Genomic DNA, 13,542 nt, shown 5'->3' on the forward strand with positions numbered 1-13,542 from the left:
ATATTATAGCAAAGGGACTGCTATCAATCCAGATAAAATTAGCAAATTAGTGCACAAAAAACGAGCGCGGGAAAAACCGCTTCGAAGCATGTTACTTCGTAGGCAGTTTAATTGCTTCCCACGCCTCATCCATTTGCTCTAGTGTTGCTGTTTCTAGGCTTTGCCCTCGCGTACTTAAATAAGCCTCAACTTTTTCAAAACGTGATGTAAACTTTCTATTGGCATTTCGAAGCAGTTGCTCAGGATCGCGTTTTAGATGACGGGCAACATTGACCGTTGCAAATAATAAATCACCTAACTCTTCTGCGCTGTGCTCAGAATATGGATCCTGTTGAAGGGCTTCTTTGACCTCATCAATTTCTTCAGCCACTTTATCTAACGCACCATGATAACTTGGCCAATCAAATCCTAAGCTCGCCACGCGTTGTTGAATTTTTTTTGCTTTAGAAAGTCCAGGTATGGCATCTGGAATATCTTGCCAAAGACTCATTTGCGGTGAAGCTGTTTTTTCTGCTCGCTCCTGAGCTTTAATAGCCTGCCACTGCGCCGAAAGTTCAGCGTCGGTCAGCTCACTTTGCTCTGTAAAGACATGTGGATGACGACGAACTAATTTCTCATTAAGCGTATTTGCCACATCGGCAAAATCAAATAAGCCCTGCTCTTTAGCAAGCTGCGCATAAAAAATGACTTGAAACAGTAAATCACCAAGCTCACTTTTAAGCTCGCTAAGTTCACCTTTTTCAATGCAGTCTGCTACTTCGTAAGCCTCTTCAAGGGTGTGCGGCACAATTGATTTAAAGTCTTGTTTTAAATCCCACGGGCACCCAGATTCTGGGTCCCGTAGTTTTGCCATAATCGCTAATGACTGTTCAATAACCTGCTTATCTGACATTATGCGTGCCCACGCTTTGCATCATGCACACCTTCTATTTGATGTAATTTAGACAATAAGCGGTTTGTGCTCGATAAGTCGTGCACTTCAACTTGCATTGAGAATAACGCTAATTGCTTATCTTCAACGGTGTTGACATTCATATTGAGCACATTCACTTTTTCATTCGCAAGCACGGAACTAATGTCTCTAATAAGTCCTGATCTATCGGTTGCTTCAACTTTAATCGTCAACGCATAGGAGCCGTTAACATCATCAGACCAACTCACAGAAATCACTCGCTCTGGGTGTTTCTCTTTTAGTTTATTAAATGAATCACAGTCTTCACGGTGCACGGCAATACCACGGCCTTGGGTAATGTAACCGATGATTTCATCGCCAGGCACTGGTCGGCAGCACTTAGCAACGTGACTCATTAAACTACCGACGCCATCCACTACAATGCCGTTTTTATCGCCATTGACATTTTTTGGCTTTTTGAGTTTTATTTGTGGCTCATCGTCATCACGATCACTGATAAAGTTGAGAAGTTGATTAAGACGCACATCCCCAGCGCCAACAGCCACCATTAAGTCCTCTAACCCACGTAAGTTAAAACGCTCAATTGCAGGGGTTAAATCTTTTGTTGTCAGCTCTAGTTTTTGCAGCTCAGTTTCAAGAATCTCTTTACCTGCACTTAAGTTTTTATCGCGATCAAGTTGTTTAAACCAATGATGTATTTTTGAGCGAGCGCGTGACGACTTGATATAACCTAGGGATGGATTTAACCAGTCTCGACTTGGATTAGCTTGTTTTTGCGTTAAGATTTCAACTTGATCGCCGGTGCTAAGTTGATGGGTAAACGGCACTATTTTGCCGAAAATTTTCGCACCTATGCAGCGATGTCCGACATTTGAATGAATGTAATAAGCAAAATCAAGCGGTGTTGCACCCAGTGGTAAATCGAAAATATCGCCTTTTGGCGTGAACACATAAACACGGTCTTCAACTACTTGGTTTTTAAGCTCTTCAGCTAAATCACTACCATCAACAACCTCTTCTTGCCATTGTAGTAATTTACGTAACCAACTAATTTTTTGCTCATAGCCCGAACCACGCCCTGGCAATGCCCCTTCTTTATACATCCAGTGTGCAGCCACACCCAACTCGGCATCTTGGTGCATTTCGCTTGTGCGAATTTGAATTTCAACGGTTTTACCTTCAGGGCCAAATACCACGGTATGGATTGACTGATAGCCATTTTGTTTTGGCGTTGCAATATAATCGTCAAATTCTTTATTTAAATGGCGCCAATTAGTATGCACGATACCTAATGCTGCGTAACAATCTTGCAGGCGCTCTACCACAATGCGCATAGCGCGAATATCAAACAGCTGATCAAACTCGTAGTTCTTTTGCGCCATTTTTTTGTAAATACTGTAGATATGTTTAGGTCGGCCATATACTTCACCTTCAATACCCGCTTCAGCCAAGCGTGATTTTACTAAAGCAACCATGTTTTCCATGTAAGCTTCGCGAGCAAGGCGCTTATCATCAAGCTGTTTTGCGATGTTCTTATAGGTGTCTGGGTGCAGGTAACGGAACGAAAGATCTTCAAGCTCCCATTTAAGCTGACCAATTCCTAAACGGTTAGCAAGGGGCGCAAAGATATCGCGTGTTTCCTTAGCGGCAATGACACGCTCTTCTTCACTGGCGTCTTTCACATCACGTAAGTGGCATACTTGTTCCGCTAATTTAATCACCACGGCACGCACATCTTCAACCATGGCTAACAACATACGGCGGATATTGTCTATTTGCACTGTGCCCTTACCTTGGTGAGCCAAGGTACTGATCGTCGCCATTTGGCTTACGCCTGTAAGTAATAACGCAACGTGATTACCTAACTTTTCTGTGACTGTCTCAAGCGAAATTTTTTCAGCTAAGAAATAAGGCGTTAAAAATGCCGTAGCCAGTGAGTCCGCATCTAAATTCAGTTCAGCTAAAATCTCCACCATTTCAATGGCGGTATTCTGACGTTTCGTATCGTCACAATGTAGGCACAGCTCATGCGCCTGCTCTAATAAGGTAGTTTTGTCTTCTGTTAGCGCTAACAGCTCGATACGGCTGGCAAAATCACTCTGCTTTGTAAGCTGATGTGATTGTCTAGTAGCTACCATAGTGCGCTTTACCTCCTGTGAAATAACGCCATTGTTTCGATATGCCCCGTATGTGGAAACATATTCATAAGCCCAATTTTTTTAATGCTAAAGCCTGCTTGTAAAATAATTGCACTGTCACGGGCTAAAGTAACAGGATCACAAGAGACATATAAAATCGTTTTAAACTGGGTAAGCGGTAATTGCTCTAAAATAGCCATCGCACCTGTGCGTGATGGGTCAAGTACTAGCACATCAAGTTCAGCACTAAACCACGCAGCGGATTGCATCGATTGAGTTAAATCAAAGCAGTAAAAATCAGTATTCGATAATGAGTTAGTGTGCGCATTTTGTTTCGCTAATGCAACCGCAGAATCCACTCCTTCGACACCAATTACGTGTTTTGCATACTTTGCAAGCAGCAATGAAAAATTACCAATTCCACAAAACAAATCCAACACTTGTTCATGACCTTGTAAATCTAACCACTCTTTTGCTTGATTGAGCATAGCTTGATTCACTTGCGGATTAACTTGAATAAAATTTTCAAGGCCAAATTCAAAGGTTAAATCATATTTAGGTATAGTGTAGTACGGCATCGGATAGTGTGACTGATCAATCTGCCCACTTTCTGATTGCCAAACAATTAACCATTGTTGTTCTTGGCAAGCTTGAGCAACGAATGACTTAAGCTCTTCACTTATTGGTTTCGTATGTCGGATAACCACAAACGCAGCATTATCAGCCTCACACAATTGTAAATGGGTTATACTATGTAAGCCTTTATGTGTATTAATAAGTAAATCAAAAAGAGTAAAAAGTTCACTGAATGTGCTAGTTAACACATCACATTGATTAATACTCACCAGTTGCTTCGAGCCTTGCGCACGGTAACCAACACGCATTTTTTTAGCTGCTTTATCATGCATTACAGCAATGCGAGCCGAACGCCTGTAATGCTGCATACCACTGGTCAGTGGTTCTTCCCAGTTTAAGCTAGTGACCTTAGCAAACTTCGCAAACAGCTGACTCACTGCAGCTTGCTTCTCAACTAATTGTTGAGAAGCATCTAGGTGCTGTAACTGACATCCTCCACACACCTGATAATGTTCACAAAATGGCTTAACTCGATATTCAGATCCATGAAGCACTTTTTTACAATCGGCGCTAGCAAAACGAGCTTTGTCTTCAACAAGTTGCGCTTTAACTTCTTCACCTGGCAGCGCACCATTTACAAAACACACTTTATTATTATGTTTTGCAACCCCACGCCCTTGATGATCCATTGCTGTAACCGATAACGTGATCATTTTTTGTGAAACGGATTTCTTCTTGGCTTTGAAAATCTGTGCCATCGGACAACACCTTAATTATTGATAAAGCGGGAGTAAGTATATACTCTTAAACAACGATAATAATGACAACAACCTATCTTATGACGAAATTTGGCTTACGTGATTCAGTCTTAACCCTAACTTTGATACCGACTGTAATCATAGGCTTGTTGCTGGGCGGTTATTTTACAATAAATCGTTACATTGAGCTCGATGAAATTTTATATCAACAAGGCGTAACAATTATCGAGCCACTTGCCATTGCTGTAGAGCAACCTCTGCTAAAGCGGAATAAAACTTTACTAACACGTTTGGTAAGCCATACCCATAATAAACACGCCCCTGCTATACAGTCGATCGCCATATTCGATGAAAATAACGAGCTGGTCATTTTTAGTAAGTATCAAAGTGAATTTAAAGATATCGTTACTAATAACTCGGCAGCACTTGAGGGTATCAATGTCAAAAACTCTAAACATTATTTAACCTTTTCAACGGCTATTATTAATCATAGTCGCCAAGACATGATTTGGAATCATCATAGTTACCAAGCATCACTTGGCACTGTCGTCATTATGCTTAACAAGCAGCAAGCAATTATCGGCCAGCAACGCGCACTACTTGTAAGTGGAATTGTTATTATTTTAGCCTTGGTACTTGCCACAATTTTAGCATTTAGGCTAACTCGCATGTTTGTTCAGCCTCTTAATAAGTTAGTACTCGCTACCGATAAGTTAATTGAAGGTAAAGTTGATACCGGCCTCGACAAGAAAATGTTTGGCGAATTTGAACTACTTCGAGAAGGGCTCAATACAATTTCGCACACCATGGTGATGCAACGAGACGAAATGCAAAAGCATATTGACCAAGCAACCTCTGATTACCGCGAAACCCTTGAACAATATGAAACACAAAATATTCAGTTAAGTATTGCTAAAAAAGACGCACAAGATGCTAACCGTGTTAAGTCTGACTTCTTAGCAAAAATGAGTCATGAACTCAGAACGCCTCTAAATGGGGTAATTGGCTTTACTCGCCAGTTATATAAAACACCGCTTAATAAGCATCAAAAAGATTACTTAGATACCATAGAGCTTTCTGCAAATAGCTTAATGACGATTATCAGTGATATTTTAGATTTCTCTAAGTTAGAAGCGGGTGCGATGGAGTTGGAGTCAATGCAGTTTCAACTTCGCGATACAATTAATGAGGTGCTGACCTTACTTGCGCCTAGTGCACATGAAAAGCAGCTAGAGTTATCAATATTTATCCATCCGCATGTGCCTGATAACCTCACCGGCGACCCAACACGCTTTAAACAAGTTTTGATTAATCTTTTAAGCAACGCCATAAAATTCACCGAAAAAGGGTCTATAAAAGTGGATGTTGGTCATCGTTTATTAGATGAAGAACGCGCATCTATCTTGGTATCAGTCACCGATACAGGGGTGGGCATTCCAATGGATAAACAAGACGCCCTATTCACCCCATTTGGCCAAGCTGATTCAAGTATTACGCGTAAGTTTGGCGGCACAGGCCTTGGTTTAATTATTACTAAACACATTGTTGAAGCCATGAATGGTCGAATAACCTTAAACTCAGCACCCGGAAATGGTACCTGTTTTACCTTTAATGCTGTATTTAGAACACCGAGCAATTCAATTACCAGTGATTTACCGACACAGTCGTTAATCAATAAGCGTATTCTTTATTTAGAACCTCATGAGCATACTCACCAAGCAACATTATCATTGTTAAATGAATGGCAAACACAGGTCACACCTTGTACCGATGAAGAAAGCTTTCTCAATGAAATCAACAAGGACTTTAGCTACGACATTTGTATCATCGGCCACACAGCAACAATTGACGATATGCAGCAACTTAAGAGTTATGTAAAGGCTGTACGCCCTGTAACCGACTACTTATACATTATGCTCAACACTGTATCTCACAATATGCGTGAGGCTTTTGTTGGTAGCGGTGCTGACGCCTGTTTAAGTAAGCCGCTAAATCACCGTAAGCTATGTGAAGTGCTTGCTGCACCTTACCGGCTTGATCACCCTGTGCATAATATCGAGCAAGGCGATGAAAAGTTATTGCCGCTAAAAGTACTGGTTGTTGACGATAACGACGCTAACTTAAAACTTATTTGCACCCTACTTGAAGAGCAAATAGAACTTATAGATACAGCACATAACGGTTCGCAAGCTTATAGCTTGAGTAAAAGCCATAAGTACGACTTAATATTTATGGACATTCAAATGCCTATTATGGATGGCATTACAGCATGCAAACTTATTCGTGAATCTTCACTCAATGAAGATACCCCAATCATTGCTGTCACAGCGCATGCTTTGAGCGGTGAAAAAGAGCAACTTCTCAAAGATGGCTTTAAAGGTTATTTAACTAAGCCAATTGATGAAGACATGTTAAAACAAATAATCAGCGATCACAGTCCGCAGTCGCCTATTAATAGAGAACGGAGCAAAGCAGTTACAACTCAATCGGAGCCTCCTTTTGAAAGTATACGCCTAGATTGGCAGCTCGCGCTACAACGTGCTGGAGGCAAAGAAGAGCTCGCACTTGAAATGCTTAATATGCTGCTACTAAGTGTGCCGGAAACTCTGCGCCTTCTTAATGAAGCAATTGAAAAAGAAGACTGTGAACATGTACTTAGCATTGTTCATAAGTTCCATGGTGCATGCTGCTACACCGGTGTACCTAAGCTAAAATCACTTGCTGAAACGCTAGAAACCTCACTGAAAAGTGATTGTGACCTAAATTACATTGAGCCTGAGTTATTTGAGTTGATTGATGAGCTAAATAACTTGTTAAATGATGCGGGAATGACTGAGCAGCAAGGCTAACAGCATGCGACTGTATGCTCTAAATGTGAATTTTATAAGGAAACTGTTGTGTATTTTGTTTTACTGATCGTCTTTAGTGCGATTTCGCTCGCTTGGTTTTTTCATCTTTATACTAAGCTAAGCAAAGTCGCTAATAATTACGTAAAGACTAACTACACACAGCAATGGCAAGACTATAACAAGAAAGCAAAGCTAATGAAGGAGAAACCAAACTCCGTTATTTTTCATTCAATTAAAAAGGGAGAGCTATCGACACTGGGTGACGAAGTATTGCAGAACTATAAGAAAAAGCACCAGTATTTAATCGCCCTGCTATGTCTTTCTCCCTTGTTATCATCAGAGCTTGCACAGTTGATCATTTATTTGAGCAAATAAAAACGCGGAGCAGTTTTAAAACTCAGTGACTAAAGCTCAATTATAAACGCGCCTCGATCATTAAACGCTTCATATCGCTCACTGCTTTTTCTAAACCATCAATTGCTGCACGGGCAATAATCGCATGACCAATGTTCAACTCGTAGATTTCTGGCATTGCTGCAATCGGTTTTACGTTGTGGTAATGAAGGCCATGACCCGCATTGACGATTAAGCCAAGGCTATCGGCATATTGTACGCCACTGCGAATGCGCTCAAGCTCTGTGTGAAGCGCTTGGTCATTTTCTGCATCAGCATAGGCGCCGGTATGAATTTCAACGTATGGGGCATTACAGGCTTTTGCAGCGTCGAGTTGCGCGTTGTCGGCATCGATGAATAACGACACCTTAATACCTGCTGCTGTTAGTTTTTCTGTCGCTGTTTTTACTTTTTCAAAGTTACCCACTACGTCAAGGCCGCCTTCGGTAGTTAGCTCCTCACGCTTTTCCGGCACCAAACACACATAAGCCGGTTTCACTTCAAGGGCAATATCAATCATTTCATCAGTTACGGCAATTTCAAGATTCATACGTGTTTGAATTGTTTTTGCCATTACATACACGTCACGGTCTTGAATATGACGCCGATCTTCACGCAAATGAATAGTAATACCATCTGCACCAGCATGTTCAGCAACCGCGGCCGCATGGGCTGGATCTGGGTAACTTGTGCCACGCGCTTGGCGTAAAGTGGCAATATGATCAACGTTTACACCAAGAAGAATATCTTTCATTTTTTTACCTGTTTAAAACAACGATTAATGGCTGAGTTTCAGCCTACTTAATAAATAACTCACGACTTTTTAATGGCTTTTTGCCAAGTAAAGGCTTAAGTAGATATCGGCTTAATTGCTTTGCCATATATAACACATCTGGTGCGCTAAAGTCATGAGCAGCAATAGCATTTAACTGCTTTCCAGAAAAGCCACTGAGGGGGTCGTCATGCAACAAAAAGCCGTACTCAGCAAAGTACTGGTAATTTGCTGCATCGTTAATTTCATCCCCTTGCGCATCCACACTAAAATCAACGCCATAACCAAGCATTTCAAGTAACTGAAACTCGTACGAGCGCAGCACAGCTTGTAGGTTTTTAGTGGTTGATAACTCGTCTAAATGCTGCTTATAAAGATGATAAACACTTTCCATCGGCTCATTGATTGGTACGATACGATTAGTTAATTCGTTCAAATAGAAACCGCAATAGAGCTCGGTGCCAGTAAGCATAGTTTGGCCATCATGGGGTTCAAAGTGATTAATGTATTTTAAATCTGATTTGCCGCTGTACTTGACCAGCAGTGATTGGAAGGGTTGCAGTTGTGCTTTATGTTTAGTGGCCTGACGGCCACTAATACGAGCCAGCATTCTGAGCTGACCAACGCCTTCTACCAGCATATCTAGCATGACTTGCGAGTCACTAAAGGGACGTCGATGCAGCAAGTATGCTGTGTAGAATTCGCTATCCATGGCGTGTAGGCTTTACTTAGTCTTCACCATAGCCAAGGCTACGTAGTGCACGCTCATCGTCAGCCCAGCCTGATTTCACTTTTACCCAAAGCTCTAAGAACACTTTATTATCAAGCATGTCTTCAAGGTCCTTACGAGCTTCACGACCAATCACTTTCAGCTTTTCGCCTTTATTGCCAATGACCATGCGCTTTTGCGTTTCACGCTCAACGAGGATCAGACCATTAATTTGCCATACACCGTTATCAAGCCATTTAAATTGCTCGATTTCAACGGTAACAGAATACGGTAATTCATCACCCATAAAGCGCATTAGCTTTTCACGGATAACCTCTGCCGCCATAAAGCGCATTGAACGGTCTGTCACATAGTCTTCAGGGAAATAAAATTCACAAAGCGGTAAGCGCTTTTTCACTTCATCTTTAATGAGTTCAATATTTTTTCCCTGCTTTGCCGAAACAGGCATGATACCAACGAAATCAAATTTACCGCCCAAAAACTGCATGTGCGGCAGTACTAAGTCACGGTCTTTAACTTGGTCAATTTTATTCATAACCAATAGCACTGGGCGACCGCTTTGACGTACTTTATTAAGTACCATCTCATCGTCGTCATTCCAATGCGTACCTTCAACCACAAAAATGATCAGCTCCACATCACCAATTGAGCTTGATGCTGCACGATTCATTAAGCGGTTAATGGCACGTTTTTCGTCAACGTGTAAGCCTGGCGTATCTACGTACACGGCTTGGTATTTGCCTTCTGTATGAATACCCATAATACGATGACGTGTGGTTTGTGGTTTACGGGAGGTAATACTCACCTTTTGCTCAACAATGTAGTTAAGTAAAGTTGATTTACCCACATTTGGACGGCCAACAATGGCAATCATCCCGCAGTGCGTATCAAGCTCTGCTGGCTCTTTGCTAATTAAATCATCAAGATTCATTTTTAAGTATCTTTAAGGCTTTTTCAGCAGCTTTTTGCTCCGCTTTACGACGCGAGCTACCGACTGAGATAATACTATCCATCCCTTCAACAATACATTCAACCGTGAATGTTTGATTGTGCGCTTGACCTTTTGTATCAATAACAGTGTAGCCTGGTAACGATAACTTGCGCGCTTGTAAGTATTCTTGAAGTAATGTCTTTGGATCTTTCTGATTTAAACCCGGTGAAATTGCATCAAGTCGCGATTCATACCAGCTTAAAATTAACTCACCACATTGTTCAATGTTTGAATCAAGGAATACGGCACCAATAATGGCTTCAACTGCGTCGGCTAAGGTCGATTCACGACGAAAACCGCCGCTTTTAAGCTCACCAGGACCCAAGCGTAAGTAATCGCCTAAGCCAAACTCAAGACCAAATTCAGCCAGTGTTTGACCACGCACTAAGGTTGAGCGCATGCGACTTAAGTCACCTTCTCGCGCTTTAGGAAATTTGCTGTAAAGCGCATTCGCAATCACAAAGCTCAATATAGAATCACCTAAAAACTCTAAGCGCTCGTTATGTTGACCTTTATGGCTGCGGTGCGTCATTGCCTGTTCAAGCAAAGCTTGATCAGTGAATGTATAACCTATTTTTTTGTATAACTCTGTTACGTTTTTTTTCATCGTTACTGAATATTACCTAGGCGTTCAAAACGAACACCAGTTGGAACCCAGCTTGGTAAGAAGTCATCTGGGCCATTTTCAAATTCAAAACTCATCCATATAAAGACGGCTTTACCTACCAGGTTTTCTTTTGGCACAAAGCCCCAAAAGCGACTGTCTTGGCTGTTATCACGATTATCACCCATCATAAAATAATGATCAGCAGGAACAACCCACTCATCTGAGCGTGTACCTGGTTGTTGATAATAACGGCCCTTCATTTCAAGCGCTTCAGGGTTAATCAAGATGTTATGATTCACTGTGCCTAGATTTTCATCTAAGCGTACTAAATTCATAGACCCTTGCTTGAATTCGTCACTATTGAGAATTTCCATATCAATTTTATTGTATTCATTACACAACAACTCACCTTGCTGCGTTGCTCCATCCTCACACTTAGGTTGGATATAAAGATGCTTATTGCGATAAACTATTTTATCCCCTGGTAAACCGACAGCACGTTTAATGTAATCCACGCGCTCATCCAAAGGGTATTTAAATACAACTATATCACCACGCTCTGGCTCATCAACATCAACAAGTTGAGTACGCCATACTGGATCTTTAATACCATATGAGTACTTCTGAACCAATATAAAGTCACCAACCAATAGCGTTGGCATCATCGAACCTGATGGTATCTGAAACGGCTCAAAAATAAATGAACGAAAAATTGTAATTGCGGCGATCATCGGGAAGATTGATTTTGCCGTTTCAGTAATACTTGGTTCTGGCGCAATTAATGCGGCAGTTTCTTCGTCTAGCTCACCGCCCGACGCATTTTGAGCAAGGGCGATGCGTTGTTGACGCTTTGGTGCAAACATAAAATGGTCAATTAACCAGATTAGCCCTGAGCCAAGCGTTAACAACACTAAAAAAATCGAAAAATAACCCGCCATGCATTAATTCCTTTATTAACTTCTATTATTTACCAACTTTAAGGATAGCTAAGAACGCATCTTGCGGCACTTCAACGTTACCTAGTTGCTTCATTCGCTTTTTACCTTCTTTTTGCTTCTGTAGAAGCTTTTTCTTACGGCTTACGTCACCACCGTAACACTTTGCAATTACGTTTTTACGTAACTGTTTGACAGTTGTACGCGCAATAACATGCTGACCAATTGCCGCTTGAATTGCAATATCAAACTGTTGACGTGGAATCAGATCTTTCAGTGCCTCAGCTAATAGACGACCACGTGATTGCGCGATATCACGGTGTACAATGATGGCTAATGCATCGACACGTTCACCATTGATTAGTACGTCCACGCGTACCATATCTGACGCTTGGAAGTGCTTAAAGTTATAATCAAGTGACGCAAAACCACGGCTTGTTGATTTTAACTTATCGAAGAAGTCCATAACGACCTCAGCCATTGGTAATTCGTATGTTACCGCCACTTGCTTACCGTGGTAGTTCATTTTAGTTTGTACGCCGCGCTTTTCAACACAAAGCGTAATTACGTTACCTAAAAATTCTTGTGGAACTAATATGTTAGCTTCAACAATTGGCTCACGGATCTCAAGAATATTATTGACCGGTGGAAGATCAGATGGATTATCAATCTGCTTAACGCCGTCTTTAGTTTCAACTTCATAGATTACCGTAGGAGCCGTGGTGATAAGATCAATATCGTATTCACGTTCAAGACGCTCTTGGATGATTTCCATGTGTAGCATACCTAAGAAGCCACAACGGAAACCAAAACCTAGTGCTGTTGAATTTTCTGGCTCGAAGAATAACGATGCATCGTTCAAGCTCAGTTTATCAAGCGCATCACGGAATGATTCATAATCATCTGATGAAATTGGGAACATACCCGCATAAACCTGTGGTTTAATGCGTTGGAAACCTGGTAAGCGTTCTGGAGCAGAATTACGTTGTAAAGTAATGGTATCACCTACTGGTGCACCATGGATTTCTTTAATACCCGCAATTACAAAGCCCACTTCACCGGTTTTTAAGATGCCCGTGTTAGTTTGCTTTGGTGTGAAAATACCCACTTTATCAGCAATGTGAACTTGGTCATTCGACATGATCTTAATTTTATCGCCCGCGCGTAGCTCACCGTGCTTGATACGTACTAAGGATACAACGCCTTGGTATGGGTCAAACCATGAATCGATAATTAATGCTTGTAGAGGCTTGTCTTTGTCACCTTCTGGTGGCGGAATATCTTTAACGATAACCTCTAACACTTCTTCAATACCGATACCTGTTTTTGCACTACAACGAACAGCCTCTAAGGCGTCGATACCAATGATGTCTTCGATTTCTTCAGCAACGCGAAGTGGATCGGCTTGCGGTAAGTCGATTTTGTTTAGAACAGGAATAACTTCTAAGTCCATTTCAATCGCTGTATAGCAGTTAGCCAAAGTTTGTGCTTCTACACCTTGACCCGCATCAACAACTAAAAGCGCACCTTCACAGGCTGCAAGCGAACGTGATACTTCGTAAGTGAAGTCAACGTGCCCTGGGGTATCGATGAAGTTTAATTGATAGGTCTCGCCATCTTTGGCTGTATAATTTAGCGTTACACTTTGCGCTTTAATGGTAATACCACGCTCACGCTCAATGTCCATTGAGTCTAACACCTGCTGCTGCATTTCACGGTCTGTTAAACCACCACAAACTTGGATAAGACGGTCAGAGAGAGTCGATTTACCATGGTCGATATGGGCGATGATCGAAAAATTACGGATATGCTTCATAAACTGGATTCTAAACTTCTATATAAAATGGACTAAGTGTATAAAGCGACAATTTTACATTTAA

The 13,542-nt window shown here is 41.4% G+C and carries 11 protein-coding genes; 2 read left to right on the forward strand and 9 right to left on the reverse strand.

All coding sequences use genetic code 11. The features are described 5' to 3' along the window. Positions 1-91: 91 nt before the first annotated feature. The 3 genes from mazG to rlmD are packed head-to-tail and all read right to left on the reverse strand — an operon-like array spanning position 92 to position 4,385. Entirely contained in the window at positions 92-892 is an 801-nt protein-coding gene (gene mazG, locus L3V41_RS02540) for a nucleoside triphosphate pyrophosphohydrolase (protein WP_062569667.1), read from the reverse strand. Continuing rightward, a complete protein-coding gene (gene relA, locus L3V41_RS02545; RefSeq protein ID WP_062569666.1) occupies positions 892-3,051 on the reverse strand; it encodes a GTP diphosphokinase in 2,160 nt (719 codons plus the stop codon). Before relA ends, mazG begins: the two co-directional genes overlap by 1 nt. Positions 3,052-3,059: 8 nt before the next feature. Beyond that, positions 3,060-4,385 (reverse strand): 23S rRNA (uracil(1939)-C(5))-methyltransferase RlmD, encoded by a 1,326-nt coding sequence (gene rlmD / locus L3V41_RS02550; protein ID WP_237127115.1) that lies wholly within the window; start codon positions 4,383-4,385, stop codon positions 3,060-3,062. Between the two features lie 80 nt (positions 4,386-4,465). Between rlmD and barA the strand changes: the two genes are divergently transcribed. Together barA and L3V41_RS02560 are read left to right on the forward strand one after the other, a co-directional pair. Next, entirely contained in the window at positions 4,466-7,234 is a 2,769-nt protein-coding gene (barA, locus tag L3V41_RS02555; RefSeq protein ID WP_237127270.1) for a two-component sensor histidine kinase BarA, read from the forward strand. 48 nt (positions 7,235-7,282) lie between these two features. Then, on the forward strand, positions 7,283-7,609 hold the full coding sequence (locus L3V41_RS02560; protein ID WP_237127116.1) for a hypothetical protein: 327 nt from the start codon (positions 7,283-7,285) through the stop codon (positions 7,607-7,609). A gap of 40 nt (positions 7,610-7,649) precedes the next feature. Here the strand turns inward: L3V41_RS02560 and pdxJ are convergent, their stop codons facing one another. Genes pdxJ through lepA form a run of 6 tightly spaced genes read right to left on the reverse strand, consistent with a single transcriptional unit; the run spans position 7,650 to position 13,478 of the window. Then, on the reverse strand, positions 7,650-8,381 hold the full coding sequence (gene pdxJ, locus L3V41_RS02565) for a pyridoxine 5'-phosphate synthase (RefSeq protein ID WP_062569663.1): 732 nt from the start codon (positions 8,379-8,381) through the stop codon (positions 7,650-7,652). A gap of 43 nt (positions 8,382-8,424) precedes the next feature. Further along, on the reverse strand, positions 8,425-9,111 hold the full coding sequence (recO, locus tag L3V41_RS02570) for a DNA repair protein RecO (protein WP_062569662.1): 687 nt from the start codon (positions 9,109-9,111) through the stop codon (positions 8,425-8,427). Positions 9,112-9,127: 16 nt separating this feature from the next. Next, complete coding sequence (gene era, locus L3V41_RS02575) at positions 9,128-10,060, reverse strand: GTPase Era (RefSeq protein ID WP_062569661.1); 933 nt, start codon at positions 10,058-10,060, stop codon at positions 9,128-9,130. Beyond that, complete coding sequence (rnc, locus tag L3V41_RS02580; protein WP_062569660.1) at positions 10,050-10,727, reverse strand: ribonuclease III; 678 nt, start codon at positions 10,725-10,727, stop codon at positions 10,050-10,052. The genes era and rnc overlap by 11 nt, the downstream gene beginning before the upstream one ends. 2 nt (positions 10,728-10,729) lie before the next feature. Beyond that, entirely contained in the window at positions 10,730-11,665 is a 936-nt protein-coding gene (gene lepB, locus L3V41_RS02585) for a signal peptidase I (RefSeq protein WP_062569659.1), read from the reverse strand. Between the two features lie 25 nt (positions 11,666-11,690). Next, entirely contained in the window at positions 11,691-13,478 is a 1,788-nt protein-coding gene (lepA, locus tag L3V41_RS02590) for a translation elongation factor 4 (RefSeq protein WP_062569658.1), read from the reverse strand. Positions 13,479-13,542 lie beyond the last annotated feature (64 nt).

The sequence above is a fragment of the Pseudoalteromonas sp. L21 genome (genome assembly GCF_021728035.1).
In the GTDB taxonomy this organism is placed as follows: domain Bacteria; phylum Pseudomonadota; class Gammaproteobacteria; order Enterobacterales; family Alteromonadaceae; genus Pseudoalteromonas; species Pseudoalteromonas arabiensis.

Coding starts and splice junctions, on each gene's coding strand:
- mazG (WP_062569667.1), bottom strand. CDS start 892: ATGTCAGATAAGCAGGTTATTGAACAGTCATTAGCGATTATGGCAAAA.
- relA (WP_062569666.1), bottom strand. CDS start 3,051: ATGGTAGCTACTAGACAATCACATCAGCTTACAAAGCAGAGTGATTTT.
- rlmD (WP_237127115.1), bottom strand. CDS start 4,385: ATGGCACAGATTTTCAAAGCCAAGAAGAAATCCGTTTCACAAAAAATG.
- barA (WP_237127270.1), top strand. CDS start 4,466: ATGACGAAATTTGGCTTACGTGATTCAGTCTTAACCCTAACTTTGATA.
- pdxJ (WP_062569663.1), bottom strand. CDS start 8,381: ATGAAAGATATTCTTCTTGGTGTAAACGTTGATCATATTGCCACTTTA.
- recO (WP_062569662.1), bottom strand. CDS start 9,111: ATGGATAGCGAATTCTACACAGCATACTTGCTGCATCGACGTCCCTTT.
- era (WP_062569661.1), bottom strand. CDS start 10,060: ATGAATCTTGATGATTTAATTAGCAAAGAGCCAGCAGAGCTTGATACG.
- rnc (WP_062569660.1), bottom strand. CDS start 10,727: ATGAAAAAAAACGTAACAGAGTTATACAAAAAAATAGGTTATACATTC.
- lepB (WP_062569659.1), bottom strand. CDS start 11,665: ATGGCGGGTTATTTTTCGATTTTTTTAGTGTTGTTAACGCTTGGCTCA.
- lepA (WP_062569658.1), bottom strand. CDS start 13,478: ATGAAGCATATCCGTAATTTTTCGATCATCGCCCATATCGACCATGGT.